Annotated in this window: 21 protein-coding genes; 5 read left to right on the forward strand and 16 right to left on the reverse strand. The window is 58.0% G+C overall.

The features are described 5' to 3' along the window. Positions 1 to 11 precede the first annotated feature (11 nt). From folP to rlmE, 3 genes are all read right to left on the reverse strand, one after another. Positions 12 to 863: a dihydropteroate synthase gene (gene folP, locus ACQ4OE_RS24390; protein ID WP_430948190.1), complete on the reverse strand. Its 852-nt coding sequence runs from the start codon at positions 861 to 863 to the stop codon at positions 12 to 14. Between the two features lie 8 nt (positions 864 to 871). Beyond that, on the reverse strand, positions 872 to 2779 hold the full coding sequence (gene ftsH, locus ACQ4OE_RS24395; RefSeq protein ID WP_016986501.1) for an ATP-dependent zinc metalloprotease FtsH: 1908 nt from the start codon (positions 2777 to 2779) through the stop codon (positions 872 to 874). A 202-nt stretch (positions 2780 to 2981) separates the two neighbouring features. Continuing rightward, the gene (gene rlmE, locus ACQ4OE_RS24400; RefSeq protein ID WP_008088328.1) at positions 2982 to 3611 is read right to left on the reverse strand and encodes a 23S rRNA (uridine(2552)-2'-O)-methyltransferase RlmE; all 630 of its coding nucleotides are present in this window, start codon (positions 3609 to 3611) and stop codon (positions 2982 to 2984) included. Positions 3612 to 3712: 101 nt separating this feature from the next. Here rlmE and ACQ4OE_RS24405 point away from each other — a divergent pair, with 101 nt between their 5' ends. Continuing rightward, entirely contained in the window at positions 3713 to 4021 is a 309-nt protein-coding gene (locus ACQ4OE_RS24405) for a YhbY family RNA-binding protein (RefSeq protein WP_122595207.1), read from the forward strand. Positions 4022 to 4030: 9 nt separating this feature from the next. Here ACQ4OE_RS24405 and ACQ4OE_RS24410 read toward each other — a convergent pair whose 3' ends face one another. From ACQ4OE_RS24410 to grpE, 8 genes are all read right to left on the reverse strand, one after another. Continuing rightward, positions 4031 to 4435: an MFS transporter gene (locus ACQ4OE_RS24410; protein WP_122595208.1), complete on the reverse strand. Its 405-nt coding sequence runs from the start codon at positions 4433 to 4435 to the stop codon at positions 4031 to 4033. Between the two features lie 28 nt (positions 4436 to 4463). Continuing rightward, complete coding sequence (gene greA / locus ACQ4OE_RS24415; protein WP_122595307.1) at positions 4464 to 4940, reverse strand: transcription elongation factor GreA; 477 nt, start codon at positions 4938 to 4940, stop codon at positions 4464 to 4466. Positions 4941 to 4942: 2 nt separating this feature from the next. Continuing rightward, positions 4943 to 8164, reverse strand: a complete 3222-nt coding sequence (gene carB, locus ACQ4OE_RS24420) for a carbamoyl-phosphate synthase large subunit (protein WP_007915231.1) — start codon at positions 8162 to 8164, stop codon at positions 4943 to 4945. Between the two features lie 126 nt (positions 8165 to 8290). Then, a complete protein-coding gene (gene carA / locus ACQ4OE_RS24425; RefSeq protein WP_122595209.1) occupies positions 8291 to 9427 on the reverse strand; it encodes a glutamine-hydrolyzing carbamoyl-phosphate synthase small subunit in 1137 nt (378 codons plus the stop codon). A 257-nt stretch (positions 9428 to 9684) separates the two neighbouring features. Further along, positions 9685 to 10491, reverse strand: a complete 807-nt coding sequence (dapB, locus tag ACQ4OE_RS24430; protein WP_008088318.1) for a 4-hydroxy-tetrahydrodipicolinate reductase — start codon at positions 10489 to 10491, stop codon at positions 9685 to 9687. A gap of 9 nt (positions 10492 to 10500) precedes the next feature. After that, the gene (dnaJ, locus tag ACQ4OE_RS24435; protein WP_038357478.1) at positions 10501 to 11625 is read right to left on the reverse strand and encodes a molecular chaperone DnaJ; all 1125 of its coding nucleotides are present in this window, start codon (positions 11623 to 11625) and stop codon (positions 10501 to 10503) included. 297 nt (positions 11626 to 11922) lie between these two features. Continuing rightward, a complete protein-coding gene (gene dnaK, locus ACQ4OE_RS24440; protein ID WP_122595210.1) occupies positions 11923 to 13839 on the reverse strand; it encodes a molecular chaperone DnaK in 1917 nt (638 codons plus the stop codon). A 102-nt stretch (positions 13840 to 13941) separates the two neighbouring features. Then, entirely contained in the window at positions 13942 to 14508 is a 567-nt protein-coding gene (gene grpE, locus ACQ4OE_RS24445) for a nucleotide exchange factor GrpE (RefSeq protein ID WP_122595211.1), read from the reverse strand. Positions 14509 to 14748: 240 nt separating this feature from the next. On the opposite strand from grpE, the gene recN reads away from it, so the two are divergent. Next, positions 14749 to 16422, forward strand: coding sequence for a DNA repair protein RecN (gene recN, locus ACQ4OE_RS24450; protein WP_430948191.1), 1674 nt, complete (start codon positions 14749 to 14751; stop codon positions 16420 to 16422). Between the two features lie 81 nt (positions 16423 to 16503). On the opposite strand, the gene fur is transcribed toward recN, so the two are convergent. Beyond that, positions 16504 to 16908 carry a ferric iron uptake transcriptional regulator gene (gene fur, locus ACQ4OE_RS24455; protein ID WP_008088309.1) on the reverse strand — a complete coding sequence of 135 codons (405 nt, stop codon included), beginning with the start codon at positions 16906 to 16908 and terminating at the stop codon, positions 16504 to 16506. A 97-nt stretch (positions 16909 to 17005) separates the two neighbouring features. Here fur and ACQ4OE_RS24460 point away from each other — a divergent pair, with 97 nt between their 5' ends. Next, positions 17006 to 17533, forward strand: a complete 528-nt coding sequence (locus tag ACQ4OE_RS24460; RefSeq protein WP_095191072.1) for an outer membrane protein assembly factor BamE — start codon at positions 17006 to 17008, stop codon at positions 17531 to 17533. Positions 17534 to 17591: 58 nt separating this feature from the next. Here ACQ4OE_RS24460 and ACQ4OE_RS24465 read toward each other — a convergent pair whose 3' ends face one another. The 3 genes from ACQ4OE_RS24465 to ACQ4OE_RS24475 are packed head-to-tail and all read right to left on the reverse strand — an operon-like array spanning position 17592 to position 19744. Beyond that, positions 17592 to 17906, reverse strand: a complete 315-nt coding sequence (locus ACQ4OE_RS24465) for an RnfH family protein (protein WP_122595213.1) — start codon at positions 17904 to 17906, stop codon at positions 17592 to 17594. Further along, a complete protein-coding gene (locus ACQ4OE_RS24470) occupies positions 17899 to 18333 on the reverse strand; it encodes a type II toxin-antitoxin system RatA family toxin (protein WP_016986510.1) in 435 nt (144 codons plus the stop codon). Before ACQ4OE_RS24470 ends, ACQ4OE_RS24465 begins: the two co-directional genes overlap by 8 nt. A 7-nt stretch (positions 18334 to 18340) precedes the next feature. Continuing rightward, complete coding sequence (locus ACQ4OE_RS24475; RefSeq protein WP_430948192.1) at positions 18341 to 19744, reverse strand: sodium-dependent transporter; 1404 nt, start codon at positions 19742 to 19744, stop codon at positions 18341 to 18343. Between the two features lie 119 nt (positions 19745 to 19863). Between ACQ4OE_RS24475 and smpB the strand changes: the two genes are divergently transcribed. Beyond that, positions 19864 to 20346 (forward strand): SsrA-binding protein SmpB, encoded by a 483-nt coding sequence (gene smpB / locus ACQ4OE_RS24480; RefSeq protein ID WP_008088297.1) that lies wholly within the window; start codon positions 19864 to 19866, stop codon positions 20344 to 20346. Positions 20347 to 20456: 110 nt separating this feature from the next. Here smpB and ACQ4OE_RS24485 read toward each other — a convergent pair whose 3' ends face one another. Further along, complete coding sequence (locus tag ACQ4OE_RS24485) at positions 20457 to 21224, reverse strand: FCD domain-containing protein (protein WP_414926682.1); 768 nt, start codon at positions 21222 to 21224, stop codon at positions 20457 to 20459. 262 nt (positions 21225 to 21486) lie between these two features. On the opposite strand from ACQ4OE_RS24485, the gene ACQ4OE_RS24490 reads away from it, so the two are divergent. Then, the gene (locus ACQ4OE_RS24490) at positions 21487 to 23181 is read left to right on the forward strand and encodes a lactate permease LctP family transporter (protein WP_122595216.1); all 1695 of its coding nucleotides are present in this window, start codon (positions 21487 to 21489) and stop codon (positions 23179 to 23181) included. Positions 23182 to 23302: the final 121 nt, after the last annotated feature.

The following is a 23302-nucleotide window of genomic DNA, read 5'->3' on the forward strand; positions in this document are numbered from 1 at the left end:
CTCCATCATTCTTATTCAGCTGATTCCACGGCCGCGATCATCCGCACCACGTCTACTGTTTCTGCCACATCATGGACGCGCAATATACGCGCACCCTTGACAGATGCCAGTGCCGCCAAAGCCAGACCACCATGCAAGCGCTCACCCACCGGGCGATTCAACGCATGGCCGATCATGCTTTTTCGGGAGACGCCCACCAGTAGAGGCCGACCCAGCGCGTGCAAGGCTTCCATATGCTTGAACAAGCTTAGATTGTGCTGCAGGGTTTTGGCGAAGCCGAAGCCAGGGTCAAGGATGATGCGCTCGGCAGGAATTCCCGCCTGCGCGCATTTAGTCATGCGCTCGGCAAGAAACTCTGCCACTTCCCGGGTGACATCCTGATATTGCGGGTCGTCCTGCATATCGCCGGGCTCTCCCAGCATGTGCATAAGACAGACCGGCAAACCTGTCGCCGCCGCCGCATCCAGCGCACCATCGCGCTGAAGCGATCGGACATCGTTGATCAACCCGGCACCCAGCCTTGCGGTTTCGCGCATGACGGCTGGCGTCGAAGTATCGACAGAGATGATTACATCCAGCTCGCGATTGATCAGCTCAACGATTGGCGCCACGCGCTCGAGTTCTTCGAGCGGCGATACCGCACGCGCACCAGGCCGAGTGGACTCGCCACCGACATCAATCAGCGTCGCCCCGGCTGCCACCATCGCTTGCGCATGGCGCAAGGCTGCATTGAGCTGGCTGTATCGGCCGCCATCGGAGAAGGAATCGGGGGTTACATTGAGAATGCCCATAACATGCGTATGGGCCAAATCAAGAACCCGGTTGCCGCAAGGCAACCGGGTCAGGGACTGAACAGAAGTCATTTCAAACCTTAAACGTCAGCAGCCGGACCGCCAATCGGTGTTTCCGGACGCTCGTCACGAACTACCGGAGGTGGCGGCGTACCCGTACCACCCGACCAGTCACGCGGCTCGCGAGGCGTGCGACCTGCCATGATGTCGTCGATCTGCTCAGCATCAATCGTTTCGTATTTCATCAGCGCATCAGCCATCGCATCGAGCTTGTCACGGTTATCCGTGAGGATCTGCTTGGCCGTGCCATAGCACTGATCAATGATGCTGCGCACTTCAGAGTCGATCAGCTTGGCTGTCTCGCCAGAGAAGCTGGCTGCCTGACCGCCACCGCCGCGACCGAGGAATACTTCACCCTCTTCTTCGGCATACATCAACGGACCGAGTTTTTCCGACAGACCCCACTTGGTCACCATGTTCCGCGCAATCTGGCTGGCACGCATGATGTCGTTGGAGGCGCCGGTAGTCACGCCATCAAAGCCGAGCGTCATCTCTTCAGCAATACGGCCGCCATACAGCGAGCAGATCTGGCTGATCAGCGCACGCTTGGACAGGCTGTAACGATCTTCTTCCGGCAGGAACATCGTCACACCCAGCGCACGACCGCGCGGAATGATCGACACTTTGTAAACCGGATCATGCTCAGGCACGACGCGACCAACGATGGCGTGGCCAGCTTCATGATAAGCAGTGTTCTGTTTTTCTTTCTCGGACATCACCATGGATTTGCGCTCAGCGCCCATCATGATTTTGTCTTTCGCCAGTTCAAACTCTTTCATCTCGACGATGCGCTTGCCGCTGCGGGCAGCGAACAACGACGCTTCGTTGACCAGGTTGGCCAGGTCAGCACCCGAAAAACCCGGAGTACCACGTGCGATAACGGCAGGTGCAACGTCGTCACCCATTGGCACTTTGCGCATGTGAACTTTGAGGATCTGCTCACGACCACGGATATCCGGCAGACCAACCACAACTTGACGGTCGAAACGGCCCGGACGCAACAGAGCGGGGTCGAGAACGTCAGGACGGTTGGTTGCAGCGATAACAATGATGCCGTCGTTCATTTCGAAGCCGTCCATCTCAACCAGCAATTGGTTGAGAGTCTGCTCACGCTCGTCGTGACCACCGCCCATGCCGGCGCCACGGTGGCGACCGACGGCGTCGATTTCGTCGATGAAGATGATGCAAGGCGCGTGTTTCTTCGCCTGCTCGAACATGTCGCGAACACGGCTGGCACCAACACCAACGAACATCTCGACGAAGTCAGAACCGGAAATGGTGAAGAAAGGCACTTTGGCTTCGCCAGCGATAGCCTTGGCCAGCAAGGTCTTACCGGTACCCGGAGGACCCACCATCAGCACACCGCGAGGAATGCGGCCGCCCAGACGCTGGAACTTGCCCGGATCACGCAGGAACTCGACGAGCTCGCCGACTTCTTCTTTGGCTTCGTCGCAACCAGCAACGTCAGCCAAAGTGGTCTTGACCTGATCTTCGGAGAGCAGGCGCGCCTTGCTCTTGCCAAAGCTCATTGGTCCGCCCTTGCCACCCGCACCGCCCTGCATCTGGCGCATGAAGAACATGAACACCGCGATGATCACCAGGATCGGGAAGCTGGCCACCAGAAGCTGGGTCCAGATGCTTTGCTGCTCAGGCTGCTTGCCTTCAACCACAACGTGGTTGTCGACCAGATCGCCGATCAGGCCATTGTCCTGAATTGCCGGACGAATGGTCTTGAAGCTGTCGCCATCGTTACGCTTACCGGTAATCACATAACCATCAACGGCTACGCGCTCGACCTTGCCATCCTTGACCTGCTGGATGAAGTCGGAATAGTTGAGGGTCTGCGGCTCGTTAGGGCTGGAGAAGTTGTTCATCACCGTCACCAGGACAGCTGCGATGATCAACCACAGGATCAGATTCTTTGCCATATCGTTCAATTAACTACCCTCTGAAGCAAGCTCCGCTACTGGCGCGCGCTTCGCATGATATTCACCGGCCTAACTTACTACATTACCTACGACTCTGGCAGGCGCCGTCTGTAACCCTTTGTGAAACACTTTCTACACAATATTCGCTAAAACGCTCAGGGCAAAATACGAAAAACCTATCACCCCGCACAAAAACCTCGATTTACTCGCTACGCCCGCGATAACCCCAAGCCAGCATATATTGCTCGCGGGAGCTGCCGCGAGAAGAGTCCGGCTTGATCATCTGGATCTTGTCGAACTTCTTGCGAGCGTCCTTCAGGTAAACATCAAAGCCTTCGCCCTGAAAGATCTTGATGACGAAATTACCGCCCGGCTTGAGGATCCGCTCCGCCAGATCGAGCGCCAGTTCGCACAGGAACATGGCTTTGGGCATATCCACTTCAGGCGTACCACTCATATTGGGGGCCATATCGGAAATCACAAGGTCTACCTGCGAATTACCGACGGCTTCCAGGATCTGCGCGAGCACTGCATCTTCGGTGAAGTCGCCCTGGATGAAAGTCACGTCAGGGATGCTGTCCATTTCCAGGATGTCCGAAGCGATCAAACGACCCTGACCACCGATCAATCGGCTGGTGACCTGCGACCAGCCACCCGGGGCTGCGCCCAGGTCGACGACGCTCATGCCAGGGCGGATCAGCTTGTATTTCTCCTGGACTTCCAGAAGCTTGTAACTCGCACGCGAGCGGTAGCCATCCTTCTGCGCTTGCTTCACATAGGGATCGTTGACATGTCGTTTCAGCCAACCAAGGCTTGTCTTGGAACGCGCCATTGGGCACCTCGATGATTAGGGTCGTGATTAATTGGGCGGATCCACGAACCCTCGGGTAAAATGGCCGCCATTTTACAGAATCCAGACGAAAGGGTCAGATTATGCCGCTCACTCCAGAGCAGAAAAAACAGTACAAATCCATTGGTCATCACCTGAAACCGGTGTTGACGGTGGCTGACAACGGTTTGACTGAAGGTGTTTTAGCCGAACTTGAGCGCGCGTTGGCGGATCACGAGCTGATCAAAATCAAGCTCAACATCCTCGATCGCGAGTCGCGCCTGGCGCACATTGCAGAGTTGTGCAAAGTCGGCAAAGCGGATCTGGTACAGGTCATCGGCAAGATGGCACTGGTTTACCGCAGAAACTTCAGCGCCAACAAGCAGCTGTCGAACATTCATCGCTTCAAGTGATGACAAGGGTCAAGGGTGTGCTTCGCGCACCCTGCCACTCCATCCCGGCACGGGCTGCAACACCAGCACCAACCCCGAAAAGCCCAGAATCAGAAAGCTGAACACCTGCCAGCGCTGCGCATCCGGCCAGCCGACACGCACTGCGACAAACATCGCGCACGCATACAACGCCATCAGCAGCACCTGCCCACGAAAATCCCGCCATAGACTGGCAAGGCCCTCGGCCTGTACCAGCACCAAAGCCTGAAAAATAACGCACGCGGCGGCAAACCCCACCACCAGCACTTCAAATGCACTGGCGACTTCATCGATCAGCAGTGGCGCCAGGCCGATTTTGCCCAACGCCGGCTGCAAACCGAGATGAATCAGCCATAGGCCACCGACCCAAAGCATCTGGGTCAGCTGCCAAAGCATGGCGCCCGCATGCAGCGGGCGCCCTTTTTCAGATGTGACGGACTTCGACAATCTCATACTCGATCACGCCACCAGGCGTTTTCACGGCGACCACATCGCCCTCTTCCTTGCCGATCAAGGCACGGGCCAAAGGCGAGCCGACGGAAATCTTGCCGAGTTTGAAGTCAGCCTCATCCTCACCCACGATGTGGTAAGTGACGCTTTCATCAGTCTCGACGTTGGCGATTTCGACGGTGGTACCGAAGATCACTTTGCCGGTATGCGGAATCGAGGTGACATCAATGATGACCTGATTCTGAATCCGGCCTTCGATGTCACGAATCCGCGCCTCGACCATGCCTTGCTGTTCGCGGGCGGCATGATATTCAGCGTTTTCTTTCAAGTCACCCAACTCGCGGGCCGTACCGATGTCCTGGCTGAGCTTCGGACGGACGACCTTGGTCAAGTGAGTGTGTTCTTCTTCCAGGGCGCGAGCGCCCTGAACAGTCATTGGGTACTTGGTTATGCTCATGCCTTCAATCCTGCGTGTAGATCCTGCAAGCGGCGCACGGTCTTTTCCGGACCGAACTTCAGCGCTTCACAGATAGCTTCGCCAGCAGCAATGGTGGTGGTGCAGTAAATCTTGTGCTGCAAGGCATTACGACGAATGGAGTACGAATCAGCGATCGACTGACGACCCTCGGTGGTATTGATGATCAAGGTGACTTCGTCATTCTTGATCATGTCGACCACGTGCGGACGACCCTCGGTCACCTTGTTCACACGGCGCACTTTCAGGCCTGCGGCTTCGATCAGCTTGGCAGTGCCGGCAGTCGCAACCACTTCGAAACCCAAGTTGATCAGATCACGGGCCACGCCTGCAACCAGCGGCTTGTCGTCGTCGCGCACGCTGATGAACGCAGTACCGCCGGTCGGCAGGACTTCGCTCGCGCCCATCTGGGCTTTGGCGAATGCTTCACCGAAGGTGTCGCCGACGCCCATCACTTCACCGGTCGACTTCATCTCTGGGCCGAGGATCGGGTCAACGCCAGGGAATTTGGCGAACGGGAAGACCGCCTCTTTCACGCTGTAGAAGTTCGGAATGATTTCTTTGGTGAAGCCGATTTCCTTCAGGGTCTTACCGGCCATCACGCGGGCAGCGATCATCGCCAGGGAAACACCGATGCACTTCGATACGAACGGTACGGTACGCGAGGCGCGCGGGTTGACTTCGATGACGTAGATGTCTTCGCCTTGCAGCGCCAACTGCACGTTCATCAGGCCGACAACGCCCAGTTCCAGGGCCATTTTCTTGACCTGTTCGCGCATCTCGTCCTGGATGTGCGCCGGCAGCGAGTACGGCGGCAGCGAGCACGCGGAGTCACCGGAGTGAACGCCCGCCTGTTCGATGTGCTGCATGATCGCGCCGATCACCACGTCTTTGCCGTCGCAAACCGCATCCACGTCCATTTCGATGGCGCAGTTGAGGAAGTGGTCAAGCAGCACCGGGCTGTCGTTGGACACTTGCACCGCGTCACGCAGGTAACGCTTGAGCTCGTCTTCTTTGTAAACGATTTCCATCGCACGGCCGCCCAGTACATAGGACGGACGCACCACCAGCGGATAACCGATTTTCGCGGCAGCACGAACAGCTTCGTCTTCGCTGCGCACGGTGGCGTTTGGCGGCTGACGCAGGTTCAGACGCTCAACCATTTGCTGGAAGCGCTCACGGTCTTCAGCGCGGTCGATGGCGTCAGGGCTGGTGCCGATGATTGGCACGCCTGCGGCTTCCAGAGCGCGAGCCAGTTTCAGCGGAGTCTGGCCGCCGTACTGGACGATCACGCCTTTCGGCTTCTCGACGCGGCAGATTTCCAGTACGTCTTCCAGGGTTACCGGCTCAAAGTACAGACGGTCGGAAGTGTCGTAGTCGGTGGAAACGGTTTCCGGGTTGCAGTTGACCATGATGGTTTCGTAGCCGTCTTCGCGCAGAGCGAGAGCAGCGTGAACGCAGCAGTAGTCGAACTCGATACCCTGGCCGATACGGTTCGGACCGCCACCCAGAATCATGATCTTGTCGCGACCCGACGGCGCGGCTTCGCACTCTTCCTCGTAAGTCGAGTAGAGGTAGGCGGTGTCAGTGGCGAACTCGGCGGCGCAGGTGTCAACGCGCTTGTAAACCGGGAACACTTCCAGCTTCTGGCGGTGGGTGCGAAGGTTCTTCTCGGTCACGCCCAGCAGCTTGGCCAGACGCTGATCGGAGAAGCCTTTACGCTTGAGCTTGAACATCAGATCGCGGTCGATAGCGGACAGACCCAGGGTCTTGACCTTCTCTTCTTCCTTGATCAGATCTTCGATCTGCACCAGGAACCACGGGTCGATCATGTTCATGCCGAAGATGTCTTCGACCGACAGGCCAGCGCGGAAAGCGTCCGCCACGTACCAGATACGCTCGGCGCCCGGCACGGTCAGTTCGCGCTTGAGCACGCTCATGCTTTCCGGGTTGCTCAGGTCGAGTTTCTCGTCCAGACCGCAAACGCCCACTTCCAGACCGCGCAGGGCTTTCTGCAGGGATTCCTGGAAGGTACGGCCGATGGCCATGACTTCGCCAACCGACTTCATTTGAGTGGTCAGGCGTGCGTCAGCCTTGGCGAATTTCTCGAAGGCGAAACGTGGCAGCTTGGTCACGACGTAGTCGATCGACGGCTCGAAAGACGCCGGGGTCTTGCCGCCAGTGATGTCGTTCGACAGTTCGTCGAGGGTGTAACCCACAGCCAGCTTGGCCGCGACTTTGGCGATCGGGAAACCGGTGGCTTTCGAAGCCAGGGCCGAGGAACGCGATACACGCGGGTTCATTTCGATCACGACCATGCGGCCAGTGTTCGGGCAGATACCGAATTGAACGTTGGAACCGCCAGTCTCGACGCCGATCTCGCGCAGTACCGCCAGCGAGGCGTTACGCAGGATCTGGTATTCCTTGTCGGTCAGGGTCTGTGCTGGAGCCACGGTGATCGAGTCACCGGTGTGCACGCCCATCGGGTCAAAGTTTTCGATCGAGCAGACGATGATGCAGTTGTCCTTTTTGTCGCGGACAACTTCCATTTCATATTCTTTCCAGCCGATCAGCGATTCGTCGATCAGCAGCTCTTTGGTCGGCGACAGATCCAGACCACGGGCGCAGATTTCTTCGAACTCTTCACGGTTGTAAGCGATACCGCCACCGGTGCCGCCCATGGTGAAGGACGGACGAATGATGCACGGGAAGCCCAGGGTTTCGAGGACCGCGTTGGCTTCTTCCATGCTGTGGGCGATACCGGAGCGCGGGCACGCCAGGCCGATGGATTTCATCGCCTTGTCGAAACGCGAACGGTCTTCAGCCTTGTCGATGGTGTCGGCGTTAGCGCCGATCATTTCTACGCCGAACTTCTCCAGAACGCCTTCGCGCTCCAGGTCCAGGGCGCAGTTCAGAGCAGTCTGGCCGCCCATGGTTGGCAGCACCGCGTCCGGACGTTCTTTTTCGATGATCTTGGCAACGGTCTGCCACTTGATCGGCTCGATGTAGGTGGCGTCGGCCATGTCCGGATCGGTCATGATGGTGGCCGGGTTGGAGTTCACCAGGATGACGCGGTAACCCTCTTCGCGCAGGGCTTTGCAGGCCTGGGCGCCGGAGTAGTCGAATTCGCAGGCCTGGCCGATAACGATCGGGCCAGCGCCGAGAATCAGGATGCTTTTAATGTCTGTACGTTTTGGCATGGGTTTGTCACTCAAATCCGCAGGTCAGTCGGCAAGCCGTCTTGATCGATTTCTGAAGTCCCGAGGGGGCCACCGGTGTCGGGGCCGCCCTCGAGGGGCTTCTCTCTACAGTCTCAAGGCGAACGCTTAGCGTCGCTTGGCCATCTCGTTGATGAAGCGGTCGAACAGTGGCGCGACGTCGTTCGGGCCCGGGCTCGCTTCAGGGTGGCCCTGGAAGCTGAACGCGCTCTTGTCGGTGCGCTCGATGCCTTGCAGGGTGCCGTCGAACAGCGATTTGTGGATCGCACGCACGTTGGCTGGCAGGGTTTCTTCGTCTACCGCGAAACCGTGGTTCTGGCTGGTGATCATCACAACGCCAGTGTCCAGATCCTGCACCGGGTGGTTGGCACCGTGGTGGCCGTGGCCCATTTTCAGGGTCTTGGCGCCGGAGGCCAGTGCCAGCAGTTGGTGACCGAGGCAGATGCCGAACACCGGAATTTCGGTTTCCAGTACTTCCTTGATCGCCTTGATCGCGTAGTCGCATGGCTCCGGGTCACCAGGGCCGTTGGACAGGAACACGCCATCCGGTTTCAGCGCCAGCACGTCGGCCGCTGGAGTCTGAGCCGGCACCACGGTGACGCGGCAGCCGCGCTCGACCAGCATGCGCAGGATGTTGACCTTGACGCCGTAGTCGTAGGCAACCACGTGGTATGGCAGTTCGGAAGCGTCGATGGTCGCGTGGCTGTCGGTCTTCAGATCCCAGACAGTCGAGCGCCATTCGTATTGCTTCTTGGTGCTGACGACTTTCGCCAGATCCATGCCCTTCAGGCCCGGGAAGCCTTGCGCAGCGGCGATGGCCGCTTCTTCGGAAATGTTGTCGCCGGCCATGATGCAGCCGTTCTGAGCGCCTTTTTCACGCAGGATGCGGGTCAGGCGACGGGTGTCGATACCGGCGATGGCCACAACGTTGTTGGCTTTCAGGTAGTCGGACAGGGACATCGTGTTACGCCAGTTGCTCGCTACCAGCGGCAGATCACGAATGACCAGGCCGGCGGACCAGACACGATCGGACTCGGCATCTTCCGGCGTAGTGCCGGTGTTGCCGATGTGCGGGTAGGTCAGGGTCACGATCTGTTGGGCGTAGGAAGGATCGGTAAGGATTTCCTGATAGCCGGTCATTGCGGTGTTGAACACCACCTCACCAACGGTTTGACCGTCGGCACCAATGGCTTCGCCGCGAAAAATGCTGCCATCAGCAAGGGCAAGTATGGCTGGCTTAGTCAAGAAGACCTCCCGTAAATAACGCATGAAAGGGCGATCGCAGGTTGTAAAAAAGCGGAGTGACGTATGGACACGTCACCCCGCTTCTTCACTGAATTATTCTGCGCGCTTTTAGTGGACACACTAAAGCTGTAGCTTACAGAAAAAGGCTTTTTTGGTCTACCGCTGAAGTGCCTTATAGGGCGGAGAATGCGACAGGACGTCACCAAGCGAAGAAAAACCAGCGCAAACAGGGCGTTTGCGCCGGATTCGGCATTGAATCAACGCAGGTCGAGCACGTCTTGCATGTCGTACAGCCCTGGCTCACGACCGTCCAGCCACAGTGCAGCGCGCACCGCACCCTTGGCGAACGTCATGCGACTCGACGCCTTGTGCGTGATCTCCAGACGCTCACCTTCGCAGGCAAACAGCACGGTGTGATCACCCACCACATCACCACCGCGCACAGTGGCAAAACCGATCGTTTCGCGCTCGCGAGCGCCGGTGTGACCTTCGCGACCGTACACCGCAACTTTCTGCAGATCACGATCCAGCGCACTGGCAATCACTTCACCCATGCGCAACGCCGTACCCGACGGCGCATCGATCTTGTGACGGTGATGGGCTTCGATGATCTCGATGTCGGCCTCGTCACCCAGCACCCGCGCTGCCATGTCGAGCAACTTCAGCGACAGATTGACGCCGACGCTGAAGTTGGCCGCGAAGACGATCGGAATATCCTTGCCCGCCTCTACCAGCAACTGCTTCTGCGCAGCGTCCAGCCCGGTAGTGCCGATGACCATGGCCTTGCCTGCCTTGCGGCAGAACGCCAGGTTTTTCAGCATCACTTCGGGCAGGGTGAAGTCGATCAAGACGTCGAACTCTTCAGCCACCGCCTCGATATGCCCGGACAACGGCACGCCGATACGACCCAACGAAGCAAGCTCGCCGGCATCGACGCCGATCAGCGTGCTGCCAGGACGAACCACGGCAGCGGTCAACCCGGTCAGCGGCGCGCGCTGCTGCACGGCCTCGACCAGAATTTTACCCATGCGCCCAGCAGCGCCCATCACAGCTATACGTCGCATGCCGACTCCTTACAGATCGCCGAAGAAACGCTTCACACCGTCGAACCAACCGGTGGTTTTCGGCGAGTGGCTGTTGTCGTCCGCCAGCGAGCTGCGGAATTCTTCCAGCAATTCGCGCTGACGACGGTTCAGGTTGACCGGGGTCTCGACCGCGACGCGGCACATCAAGTCGCCCGCACCACCGCCACGCACCGGCGCCACACCTTTGCCGCGGACGCGGAATTGCTTGCCGGTCTGGGTGCCTTCAGGGATTTTCAGTTTGACGCGACCATCTAGTGTCGGAATTTCCAGTTCGCCACCCAGTGCTGCGTCGACGAAGCTGATCGGCACCTCGCAGAACAGATGCTTGCCATCGCGCTGGAAGATGTCGTGCTCGCGCACATTGATGACCACATACAGGTCGCCCGTCGGGCCACCTTGCGTACCCGCCTCGCCTTCGCCGGACAGACGAATGCGGTCGCCGGTATCAACGCCAGCCGGCACTTTGACCGACAGGGTTTTGTACTCTTCAACGCGTCCGTCACCGTGGCAGGAATCGCACGGATCGGAAATGATCTTGCCTTGGCCATGGCAACGCGGGCAGGTTTGCTGCACGGAGAAGAAGCCTTGCTGCATACGCACCTGGCCGATGCCGCCGCACGTCGGGCACGTCGAAGGCGAGGAGCCTTTCTTGGCACCCGAACCGTCGCACGGCTTGCAATTGACCAGTGTCGGAACGCGGATATTCACCGAGGTGCCGCGCACCGCTTCTTCCAGATTCAGTTCCAGGGTGTAGCGCAAATCGCTGCCACGCTGAGCGCCGCCACGGGAACCGCCGCGCCCGCCACCGAAGAAGTCACTGAAGACATCACCAAAGATGTCAGAGAAGTTCTGACCGCCAAAACCGGCACCGCCGCCACCCATGCTCGGGTCGACACCGGCATGACCGTACTGGTCGTAAGCTGCACGTTTGCTGGAATCGGACAGCACTTCGTAGGCCTCGTTGGCCTCTTTGAACAGTTCTTCCGACGCTTTGTCATCGGGATTACGGTCCGGGTGATGCTTCATCGCCAGACGGCGATAGGCCTTCTTCAGGTCTGCATCGCTTGAGCCACGCTCAACACCCAACACTTCGTAATAGTCACGCTTTGCCATAAGTCTTCCGCACTCTTGAGGACGTTCGGCAAACCCCTCCTGAGGATGGCCAAACTCGTTGAGCCCCAATACAGGCCCGGACCCAACTCACGTCAATTCAACGATCCTGGTCTTTGTTTCTTGCGGTACTTTCGGCGTGAAAAGCAGGAGCATCTTCAGCCATACCGCCAACATCCGAACGTTGTCGCATGCTGTAAAAATTCGCGTATTCCAGATACGCCAACGCGGGAGCTAGCTCCCGCGCGGCGACATCCTACCAGTCACTGCCCGAAGGCAGTCAACCGGCCGACCAACAACTTACTTCTGGTCTTTGACTTCTTCGAACTCTGCATCGACAACGTCGTCAGCCTTCTCAGCCGATTCGCCTTGCGGGGCTGCGCCATCAGCTGGCTGAGCCTGTTCGGCATACATCTTCTGAGCAACCGGAGCGGAGACTTTCGAGAGCTCTTCAACCTTCGCTTCGATAGCAGCCTTGTCGTCGCCTTTGACAGCGGCTTCAAGAGCGACCACAGCAGCTTCGATCGCAGTCTTCTCTTCAGCGGTGACCTTGTCGCCCGCGTCGGAAATCATTTTGCGAGTCGAGTGAACCAGTGCGTCGCCCTGGTTACGGGCAGCAGCCAGCTCTTCGAACTTGCGATCTTCCTCAGCGTTGGCTTCGGCGTCACGCACCATGCGCTCGATTTCTTCGTCGGACAGACCGGAGTTGGCCTTGATCACGATCGACTGAGTCTTGCCGGTGGCCTTGTCTTTCGCACCAACGTGCAGAATGCCGTTAGCGTCGATGTCGAAGGTCACTTCGATCTGCGGCACGCCACGTGGAGCAGGTGGAATGTCGGCCAGGTCGAACTTGCCCAGGGACTTGTTCTGAGTGGCTTGCTTACGCTCACCCTGCAGCACGTGAATGGTCACAGCGCCCTGGTTGTCGTCGGCAGTCGAGAACACTTGCGATTTCTTGGTAGGAATCGTGGTGTTTTTCTCGATCAGCGCGGTCATCACGCCACCCATGGTTTCGATACCCAGGGTCAGCGGGCTGACGTCGAGCAGCAGAACGTCTTTCACGTCACCGGCCAGAACAGCACCCTGAATCGCGGCACCCATGGCAACAGCTTCGTCCGGGTTAACGTCTTTACGAGCTTCTTTACCGAAGAAATCAGTAACCAGCTTCTGCACCAGCGGCATACGGGTCTGACCACCGACGAGGATCACGTCGTTGATCGCGCCAACGTCCAGACCAGCGTCTTTCATGGCGATGCGGCAAGGTTCGATAGTGCGCTGAACCAGGTCTTCAACCAGTGCTTCCAGCTTGGCGCGCGAGATCTTCACGTTCAAGTGCTTAGGACCGGTCGCGTCTGCAGTGATGTACGGCAGGTTGACGTCGGTCGACTGAGCGGAAGACAGCTCGATCTTGGCTTTTTCAGCGGCTTCTTTCAGGCGCTGCATGGCCAGCGGATCACCTTTGAGGTTCATGCCGCTTTCTTTCTTGAATTCGTCGACGAGGTAGTCGATCAGACGAATGTCGAAGTCTTCACCGCCGAGGAACGTGTCACCGTTGGTAGCCAGTACTTCGAACTGGTGCTCGCCATCAACTTCAGCGATCTCGATCACGGAAACGTCGAAAGTACCGCCACCCAGGTCATAAACGATCACGGTGTGATCGCCCTTGGCCTTGTCCATACCGTAAGCCAGAGCGGCTGCGGTTGGTTCGTTGATGATACGTTTTACGTCCAGACCGGCGATGCGGCCGGCATCTTTGGTCGCCTGACGCTGGCTGTCGTTGAAGTAGGCCGGAACGGTGATCACCGCTTCGGTCACTGGCTCGCCGAGGTAGTCTTCGGCGGTCTTCTTCATTTTCTTCAGAATTTCAGCCGAGATTTGTGGCGGCGCCATTTTCTGGCCGTTCACTTCAACCCAAGCGTCGTTGTTGTCAGCCTTGACGATCTTGTAAGGGACCATCTGGATGTCTTTCTGCACAACTTCTTCGTCGAAACGACGACCGATCAGACGCTTAACGGCGTACAGAGTGTTGTGCGGGTTGGTCACAGCCTGACGCTTGGCCGACTGACCTACCAGGATTTCGCCATCGTTGGCGTAAGCGATGATCGACGGCGTGGTACGCGCGCCTTCAGCGTTTTCAATAACTTTTGCTTTGCCGTTTTCCAGCACGGAGACGCAGGAGTTGGTAGTCCCCAGGTCGATACCGATAATTTTGCCCATGTTAACTCTCCCGAAACTTTGGATTTTTTTGCCGCAGCAGTGGTGGCTGACTGCGGTAATACTTAAACGCTTGACTTCTAAATGGGGGCCTTCCGGCTAATTTCAAGCCTTCTCATCAATCGAAGGCGAAATTGGCGCAGGCGCCTTACTGACCACAACCATGGCCGGACGCAGCAGGCGACCGTTGAGCTGGTAGCCCTTCTGAAACACCTTCAGAACGCTGTTCGGTTCTACGTCGGCGCTTTCTTGCATGGCCATCGCCTGATGCTGAACGGCGTTGAACGGTTCGCCATGCGGATCGATCGCTTCCAGCTGATAACGCTTGAGGGTGTCGTGGAACATTTTCAGCGTCAGCTCGATACCTTCGCGCATCGGGCGGATACTTTCGTCGTCCGGATTCGACAGCTCGAGGCCGCGCTCCAGGCTGTCGACGATCGGCAGCAGGTCGCCGGCAAATTTTTCGAGGGCAAACTTGTGCGCCTTCTCGACGTCCTGTTCGGCACGGCGGCGGACGTTCTGCAGATCGGCAGCTACGCGCAGAGATTGATCTTGCGCTGCGGCCAATTGCTCTTCGAGCACTTGCACACGGGTCGCCAGGTCATCACTCGAACCTTCCGGCGCCTGAGGGGCATCTGGGTTTTGCGTATCTACTGTCTGTTCGTCAGCCATAGAATTCTCCTTTCAATTACGTCCGCGAGCCTGACTCGCGCTTCTGCCCCGATATATGGGGCCGCAAAATCAGGCTTCAAGGGCCTTCAAACATTAACCCTACAAAAAAGTGTCGAATCGTCATTCCTCAATGCGCTAAGGAAATTTTTAGTTCAAGCAAATCGACCTAAGGGAGGGCATTGTCAGCGCGAAACAAAACACTGTATAAATAACCAGACCTTAAGCCTGGGAGCGGCCTTTATGCTGGTGCACCTGTCCGTACATAACTACGCCATCGTTGAACATCTCGATCTCGAACTCGATCGCGGGATGAGCGTGATCACAGGGGAAACCGGCGCCGGCAAGTCGATCATGCTCGACGCTCTGGGCCTGACGCTGGGTGATCGCGCCGACAGTGGCGTGGTTCGTCCCGGTGCCGACAAGGCCGATATCCTCGCGACCTTTGACCTGGTCGACATTCCCGAAGCCAGCGCCTGGCTGGCCGAGCGTGATCTGGAGACCGATGGCCCGTGCATTCTGCGTCGAGTCATCACCAGCGAAGGACGTTCGCGCGGCTATATCAATGGCACGCCCTGCCCGCTTGGCGATCTCAAGTCCCTTGGCGAATTGCTGATCGATATCCACAGCCAGCACGAACACCAGTCCCTGCTTAAAACCGATACCCATCGCCGCTTGCTCGACGAATATGCCGGCGCCACTGATCTGGCCCGTCAGGTGCAGCTGGCCGCTCAGCGCTGGCGCCAGACTCGCCAGGAACTGGAGCGACTCTCCAATTCCGGCGACGAGCAACGCGCCCGCCACCAATTGCTCAGTTATCAGCTCGAAGAACTGGAAAACCTCGGCCTCGGCGATAACGAGCTCGAGCAACTGGAGCAGGAACACAAAAACCTGACCAACGCCGAAACCCTGCTGGGCATCTGCCGGCAAGTGGTCGAGCAATGCAGTGAAAGTGATTCAGGCAATGTGCTAAACGCGCTGACGGCGAGCCTTAATCGCCTGTCGAGTGTGAATAACTCGGTGGGCGCACTGGGTGAAGCAAGCAGCCTGCTGACCAGTGCACAGATTCAGGTCGAAGAAGCGGTCGGCGAACTCAATCGCTTCCTCGACAACTTCGATGCCGACCCCGCGCGCCTGCAGTATCTGGAAGAACGTCTCGACGCGATCTATACCTTGGCGCGCAAACACCGGATTCAACCGACGGAAGTCGGAGAAATGCAGCAGAAGCTGCTGGATGAAATCGAAACCCTTAACGCCAATGACGAATCCATCGAGCGCTTGAGTGAAGAGCTGGCCTCCTACGCGCGCCACTATCAAGAGAAGGCACGGGAACTGAGCGATTTGCGTCATCAGGCTGCCGGCAGTCTAGCCAGCGCGGTTGAGCAGGAAATTCAGCGACTGGGCATGCCGGGCGGTCGATTCACCATCGAGTTAAAGGCCAACAGCAGCGATGAGTTGCTACCCAATGGCCTCGAACAGGTCGAATTGCTGGTCAGTGCCAACCCGGGCCAGCCGCTGAAGGCACTGGCGAAAGTCGCTTCCGGTGGTGAGCTGTCACGGATCAGCCTGGCTATTCAGGTGATCACCGCGCAGACGTCCCGCGTTCCAACGCTGGTATTCGACGAAGTGGACGTGGGCATTGGTGGCCCGACGGCCGAAATTGTTGGCCAACTGCTGCGGCGCCTCGGTGATCGTGGACAGGTACTGACCGTCACGCACTTGCCGCAAGTGGCAGCGCAGGGTCACCAGCATCTGTTTGTGCATAAAGTACGAGGGGAGGAAGCCACGCACACCGCCGTCTCCAAACTGAGCAAGAACGAACGTATAGAAGAAGTCGCGCGGATGCTCGGCGGCATCGATCTGACCAAGGAATCGTTGGCTCACGCGAAAAAAATGGTCGTTACCGCGAAAGTATAAGATTTTGAAACAATAGAAAGCACGAAGGCGACCCTTGGGTCGCCTTCGCTCGTTTCGCGAACCGGAATTCGCGCGACATGCTTACTTTTTCTTGCGGACGTACAGCACCAGGTTGTGATCAACCATCTCAAAGCCATGCTTCTCGACGATCGACTTCTGAAGTTTTTCGATTTCTTCGTCGAAGAACTCGATCACTTCACCGGTTTCCACGTTGACCATATGGTCGTGGTGGCCACCGTCAGCCAGTTCGAATACCGCGTGGCCACCGTCGAAGTTATGACGGACCACGAGGCCAGCCGCTTCGAACTGGGTCAGTACACGGTAAACCGTGGCCAGACCGACGTCCTCACCAGCTTCCATCAACGCCTTGTAGACGTCCTCGGCACTCATGTGACGCTGCTCGGTAGAGTCGAGCATTTGCAGGATCTTGACCCGTGGCAGGGTCACTTTGAGGCCGGCTTTGCGTAGTTCGCTATTTTCAACCATGGTCAGCTTTCTCGCGATGCTGCTTCGCAGCTTCTCTTAATGCGGGTATGATCGGCGTTTACGTTGTCCCAGCCAAGATAGTGGAAGTCGCCCACCGATGCAAAACACCAAGCTCTTGCTAACCAGTTTCACCTTTGTGGGACTGCTCGCACTCGCCGGTTGTTCATTCCCCGGGGTTTACAAAATCGACATCCAGCAGGGCAATGTCGTCACGCAGGACATGATAGACCAGTTACGCCCGGGAATGACCCGGCCGCAAGTACGGTTTATCATGGGTAACCCTCTGCTTGCCGACACGTTCCATGCCGATCGCTGGGATTATCTGTACAGCCTGCAACCGGGTGGCGGTGAACGCCAACAGGAACGCATTAGCGTTATTTTCAACTCAAACGACCAGCTTGTCAGCTTGTCCGGTGACTTTATGCCGGGCGTCAGCCGTGACGAAGCCATTCTCGGCAAGGACAGTGGCACGACAGTGACCGCTCCTGCTGAAAACGCCGAGAAGCCACAGCCGGAAAAACCGGCCAAGCCAGGTTCCTTGCTGGATCAGATCCAGAAGGACGTCGATGGTGTAGAAACCGTTCCGGTTCCAACACCAGAGCCGCTGGACACCTCGCCGCAATAATTTGCGACGCAATAAAAAACCCGGAAATTCCGGGTTTTTTATTGTCTGCGATTTGGGTTTACAGATTCCGAGCCTTGGCTTCGGCAGCCTTGGCCGCACGCAAGCGCCGAACTTCTTTAGGATCGGCGAGCAACGGACGGTAAATCTCGATACGATCCCCCGCCTCAATCACCCGCGCATCAGGATCAGCAACCACTTTGCCGAAGATTCCGAGCGGGCACTCCGCCAGATTCAGTTCAGGAAACTCGCTACCGATACCCGATGCAAGCACCGCTGCCCGAACCGTCATCCCCGGCGCCACGCTGACCGAGCGCAAAGCCTGACGATCCACAGCCGCGTAAACGACCTCTATCTCGATCACCGGCTCAACCATGCATTTGCTTGGCGCGCTGGCAGAACGCATCCACCAGCGTATTGGCGGCCTGATTGAACAGCGGGCCCAAGGTGGCGCGCACCAGCGGCCCGGCATAATCGAACGACAGATCGAGACTGATCTTGCAGGCCTTTTCGTTCAACACCTTGAAGACCCAAACACCATGCAACTGGTTGAAAGGGCCTTCTTCCAGATTCATTTCGATCGACTGCCCCGGCACCAGCGTATTGCGCGTGACGAAATGCTGGCTGAGCCCGCCCTTCGCCACCCCTACGCTGGCACGCATATGCTCAGGCGAGCTTTCCAGCACTTCAGCGGAGGAGCACCACGGCAGAAATTCTGGGTAACGCGCCACGTCGTTGACCAGGTCGTAGAGAAATTGCGCCGGGTACGGCAGCAATGCCGATCGTTGAATATGTGTCGTCATGTGAGCGTTACTTCCAGAGCTGAGCGGCAAACACTACAAGAATGCCGATGGGCGCCACGTAGCGCATCAAGAACAAGGACAGGGCGAACAGTGCCGGGCTGCGGATCGACAATTCGTCGCGCACCGCGTCACGCCCCATCACCCATCCCGCGAACAGCACGAAACACAAGCCACCGAGCGGCAACATGATCCGCGAGGTGAAGAAATCGATCACGCCAAAGAAGTCCAGACCGCTCTGCGCACCCCATTGGTAGAGGTGAAACATCCCGCCTTCGTTCACGAAAAATTTGGCTTCCCTCCAGATATTGAAGGAGAACACCGTGCCCAAACCGACGAACCAGCAGATGAATGCCAGCCAGAAAGTGACCCAGGCGCGGCTGATTTTCGTGCGCTCAACCAGATAGGCAACCATCGGTTCCAGCAGGGAAATCGCCGAACTCCAGGCAGCAATCGCCACCAGAACAAAGAACACCACGCCCATCAACTGCCCGAACGCGACATTACCAAATGCAAATGGCAGGCTGACAAACATCAGGCCCGGCCCTTCGCTCGGGTTCAATCCCCCGGCGAAGACAATCGGGAACAACGCCAGACCGGCAACCAGCGAAACAAAGGTATCGAGCAGTGCCACGCCGACCACCGTGCCGGACAACGACGAGCTCTTCGGCATGTAAGCGCCGTAGATCATGATCGAGCCGACACCGACACTCAGCGAGAAGAATGCGTGACCCATCGCTGGCAACAAGCCATCGAGGACTTTTTCCGGGTGGAAGTCGAACATGAAATGCACGCCTTCCATGAAATGCCCGGTAGTCATGCTGTAACCGAGCAACACCAGAATCATCACGAACAGCAGCGGCATCATGATGCGCAGGCTCCGCTCAAGCCCGGCGACCACGCCTTTGGCGATCACATAGGCTGACAGCAGCATAAAAATCGTGTGCCAAAGTGTCAGACGCCATGGATTGGAGATGACATTACCGAAGTAGGCGCCGACCTGATCGGCCGTGGCGCCCTGGAAGTCGCCGCGCCCCATGTCGACGATGTAGTCCAGCGACCAGCCGCCGACCACACTATAGAAAGACAGGATCAATAACGCCGTGATCATCCCGGCAAAGGCGCCCCACGACCACTTGCCCGAGTGCCCGGCCTCGAGCGCCAGCACCTTCAGTGCATTCGCCGGACTCTGCCGGGCGCGCCGGCCGATAAGGGTTTCAGCCAGCATGACCGGGATGCCGATCAGCGCGATGCACGCCAGAAACATCAGCACAAAGGCGCCGCCGCCGTACACCCCGACCATGTAGGGGAACTTCCAGATACTACCCAGTCCCACGGCCGAACCGGTCGCGGCGAGTATGAATACCCAGCGGCTAGCCCAACTGCCGTGGACAGAAACCTTGTCTGTCGACATCGTTTATCACGCCCAAGCGTTAGAAAAAGAGGCCGCATTGTCCGGGATTCACTCAACCTGCTCAAGCACGCAGCATCACCGTAGCCGACAGCCGTTTATCTCCATATAATGCCGCCCCTATGGCTAAACAGAAGAAACACCCAACAGGGACCATCGCGCAGAACAAAAAGGCGCGACACGATTACTTCATCGAGCACAAGTTCGAGGCTGGTCTGGTCCTGGCCGGCTGGGAAGTAAAAAGTCTGCGGGCAAGCAAGCTACAGCTGGTCGACAGCTATGTGCTGCTCAAGGATGGCGAAGCGTGGTTGCTTGGCAGCCACATCACGCCCCTGATGACCGCAAGCACCCACGTCATCGCTGACCCGGTGCGCACGCGCAAACTGCTGCTCAACCGCCGCGAGCTGGAAAAGCTTGCCGCGATGGTGCAGCAAAAGGGTTACGCCTGCGTCTGCCTGTCCTGGTACTGGAGCAAGCACATGGTCAAGTGCGAGATCGCTCTGGGCAAGGGCAAGAAGGAATACGACAAGCGTGACACCGAGCGCGAACGCGACGCCGGTCGTGAGTTGCAGCGTGCGGTGCGCAACAAGGGCAAGGAAGATTAATTTCTTCTGCTGTATTCGCGAGCAAGCTCGCTCCCACCTTGGAATGCATTTCAATGTGGGAGCGAGCTTGCTCGCGAAAGCTATTGCCGCATCAACGCAGAAATAACTGATCACATCCCCTTGCGCCGCTCCGCCCGAGCCATGCGCTGAACCTCCTGCCGCACCTCTTCCAGCACTTCCTGCACATACAAAATGTGTCGGCTGGAGACTTCCCGCGCCTGCTCGGCGCGTCCTTCGATAATCGCCAGATACAATTCCCGATGCTGAGTGATCAGCATGTCGCGGGTTTCCGTGCGCTGCTTGTACATGCCGCCAATGTTGGTCACCACGTTGCGCTTGAGCAGATCGAACAGCCCGCGAATGGTGTGCAGCAACACCGCGTTATGACTGGCTTCGGCAATCGCCAGATGGAATTTCGCGTCCGCCGCGCCCTCCTCCGCTCGACTGACTTCGTCATGGCGTGAATAGCAATCCTGCAATTCTTCAAACGCCGCTGTCAGCCGCTCGCGATCGACATCCGTCGCGCGCAATGCTGCGTAATAGGCGCACGATGCCTCCAGAGTGTGGCGAAACTCCAGCAAGTCACGCTGCGCTTCCGGATTGCTTTCGAGAAGCTGCAACAGCGGATCGCTGAAGGTCGAACCGAGGCTTTCCACCACATAATTGCCACCGCCTTGGCGACTGATCAGCAGCCCCTTGGCCGCCAGTTTCTGAATCGCCTCCCGCAGCGACGGCCGTGACACGCCAAATTGTTCGGCCAGCGTGCGCTCCGCCGGAAGTCGCTCGCCGGACTTCAGCGTGCCCTCAAGGATCATCCCCTCGAGTCGCTCGACGATATCGTCAGACAAACGGCGCTGCCGAATCTGATCAAACCCCATAACTCATTTCTCCACGATCCCGACCGCTCGCCGGGCTCTCTATTCTGGCCTATCGGCGCCTTGCCGACACCTACCACACGCCATCTGCCCAAACCGGATCAGATGCGATCTGCGCCGCTTGTTCGACAAAAGTTTTAGCGCGGCAAATTGACACACCGATACCAAGGCTTTTACCCTAGCCAACAGCGATTGTAAATTGGTATTACCAATTATCCAAGAACGCTGACAGTGCCTGACCAACAACAATTAGGGGCCACCCCATATGCAAACCTGGCAACAGCTCTACAGCCCGCTCGGCAGTCTCGGCGTGTCCGCACTCGCGGCAGTCATTCCCATCGTGTTCTTTTTTCTCGCGCTGGCGGTGTTCCGCCTCAAGGGCCACGTGGCCGGGAGCATCACCCTCGCCCTGTCGATTGCCGTGGCGATCTTCGCGTTCCAGATGCCGGTCGACATGGCCTTCGCCGCCGCCGGTTATGGCTTCGCCTACGGTCTGTGGCCGATTGCCTGGATCATTGTCGCGGCGGTATTCCTCTACAAACTGACGGTGAAAAGTGGTCAGTTCGAGGTCATTCGCAGCTCGGTTCTATCGATTACTGACGACCAGCGCCTGCAAGTGCTGCTGATCGGTTTCTGCTTCGGTGCGTTCCTGGAGGGTGCCGCCGGTTTCGGCGCACCCGTGGCGATTACCGCCGCACTCCTTGTAGGACTGGGCTTTAACCCGCTGTACGCCGCCGGCCTGTGCCTGATCGCCAACACCGCACCGGTGGCGTTCGGAGCCTTGGGGATTCCAATCATCGTTGCCGGCCAAGTCACCGGTATCGACGCGTTCAAGATCGGCGCCATGACGGGTCGGCAACTGCCGCTGCTGTCGCTGTTCGTACCGTTCTGGCTGGTGTTCATGATGGACGGCCTGCGCGGCGTGCGCGAAACCTGGCCAGCCGCACTGGTTGCCGGCCTGAGCTTTGCCGTCACCCAATACTTCACCTCGAACTTCATTGGACCGGAGCTGCCGGACATCACCTCGGCCCTGGCCAGCCTGATATCGCTGACCCTGTTTTTGAAAGTCTGGCAGCCGAAACGCGCCGCCGGACAACACATCGCCGGCGCCGTGTCCGCCTCGGTGGTAACCGCCAGCGTCGGCGGTTTCGGGCAAAAGCGGACTACCGTGGCGTCGCCTTACAGCCTCGGGGAAATTTTCAAAGCCTGGTCGCCGTTCCTGATCCTCACCGTGCTGGTGACCATCTGGACGCTGAAGCCTTTCAAAGCGATGTTCGCCGCTGGCGGCTCGATGTACAGCTGGGTGTTCAACTTCGCGATCCCCCACCTTGATCAACTGGTGATCAAAACCGCACCGATCGTGGCTGCTCCGACTGCCATTCCGGCCGTGTTCAAACTCGATCCGATTTCCGCGACCGGCACGGCGATTTTCTTCTCCGCGCTGATTTCGATGCTGGTGTTGAAGATCAATTTCAAAACTGGTCTTACCACTCTGAAAGAGACCTTCTACGAACTGCGCTGGCCAATCCTGTCGATCGGCATGGTGTTGGCGTTCGCCTTCGTCACCAACTACTCCGGCATGTCTTCGACCATGGCCCTGGTATTGGCCGGGACCGGCGCAGCATTCCCGTTCTTCTCGCCGTTCCTCGGCTGGCTCGGCGTGTTCCTGACCGGTTCGGATACTTCATCCAACGCGCTGTTCAGTTCGTTACAAGCAACCACCGCACATCAGATCGGCGTCAACGACACCCTGCTAGTCGCAGCGAACACCAGCGGCGGCGTCACCGGGAAAATGATCTCGCCACAATCGATCGCCGTGGCCTGCGCCGCGACCGGTCTGGTGGGGAAGGAATCGGATCTGTTCCGCTTCACCCTCAAGCACAGCCTATTCTTTGCAACGATTGTCGGTCTGATCACCTTGGCTCAGGCCTACTGGTTCACCGGCATGCTGGTGCATTAAACCGATAAGAAATAAAACCGACGCCGGTCCGTGATGCCAGCGTCAGCAATTCACAACCCAGTCTGTAAGGCTGCTGAAAGCAACGCTCTTTATATTCAGCAGCCGCCACAGACGGATAACC

It is taken from the genome of Pseudomonas sp. WC2, assembly GCF_050586545.1.
In the GTDB taxonomy this organism is placed as follows: domain Bacteria; phylum Pseudomonadota; class Gammaproteobacteria; order Pseudomonadales; family Pseudomonadaceae; genus Aquipseudomonas.

Coding starts and splice junctions, on each gene's coding strand:
- dnaK (WP_122595210.1), bottom strand. CDS start 13,839: ATGGGCAAAATTATCGGTATCGACCTGGGGACTACCAACTCCTGCGTC.
- dapB (WP_008088318.1), bottom strand. CDS start 10,491: ATGCGACGTATAGCTGTGATGGGCGCTGCTGGGCGCATGGGTAAAATT.
- recN (WP_430948191.1), top strand. CDS start 14,749: ATGCTGGTGCACCTGTCCGTACATAACTACGCCATCGTTGAACATCTC.
- ACQ4OE_RS24410 (WP_122595208.1), bottom strand. CDS start 4,435: ATGCTTTGGCAGCTGACCCAGATGCTTTGGGTCGGTGGCCTATGGCTG.
- carB (WP_007915231.1), bottom strand. CDS start 8,164: ATGCCAAAACGTACAGACATTAAAAGCATCCTGATTCTCGGCGCTGGC.
- smpB (WP_008088297.1), top strand. CDS start 19,864: ATGGCTAAACAGAAGAAACACCCAACAGGGACCATCGCGCAGAACAAA.
- dnaJ (WP_038357478.1), bottom strand. CDS start 11,625: ATGGCAAAGCGTGACTATTACGAAGTGTTGGGTGTTGAGCGTGGCTCA.
- ACQ4OE_RS24470 (WP_016986510.1), bottom strand. CDS start 18,333: ATGACGACACATATTCAACGATCGGCATTGCTGCCGTACCCGGCGCAA.
- fur (WP_008088309.1), bottom strand. CDS start 16,908: ATGGTTGAAAATAGCGAACTACGCAAAGCCGGCCTCAAAGTGACCCTG.
- ACQ4OE_RS24475 (WP_430948192.1), bottom strand. CDS start 19,744: ATGTCGACAGACAAGGTTTCTGTCCACGGCAGTTGGGCTAGCCGCTGG.
- ACQ4OE_RS24490 (WP_122595216.1), top strand. CDS start 21,487: ATGCAAACCTGGCAACAGCTCTACAGCCCGCTCGGCAGTCTCGGCGTG.
- ACQ4OE_RS24465 (WP_122595213.1), bottom strand. CDS start 17,906: ATGGTTGAGCCGGTGATCGAGATAGAGGTCGTTTACGCGGCTGTGGAT.
- grpE (WP_122595211.1), bottom strand. CDS start 14,508: ATGGCTGACGAACAGACAGTAGATACGCAAAACCCAGATGCCCCTCAG.
- rlmE (WP_008088328.1), bottom strand. CDS start 3,611: ATGGCGCGTTCCAAGACAAGCCTTGGTTGGCTGAAACGACATGTCAAC.
- ACQ4OE_RS24460 (WP_095191072.1), top strand. CDS start 17,006: ATGCAAAACACCAAGCTCTTGCTAACCAGTTTCACCTTTGTGGGACTG.
- ACQ4OE_RS24405 (WP_122595207.1), top strand. CDS start 3,713: ATGCCGCTCACTCCAGAGCAGAAAAAACAGTACAAATCCATTGGTCAT.
- folP (WP_430948190.1), bottom strand. CDS start 863: ATGACTTCTGTTCAGTCCCTGACCCGGTTGCCTTGCGGCAACCGGGTT.
- ftsH (WP_016986501.1), bottom strand. CDS start 2,779: ATGGCAAAGAATCTGATCCTGTGGTTGATCATCGCAGCTGTCCTGGTG.
- ACQ4OE_RS24485 (WP_414926682.1), bottom strand. CDS start 21,224: ATGGGGTTTGATCAGATTCGGCAGCGCCGTTTGTCTGACGATATCGTC.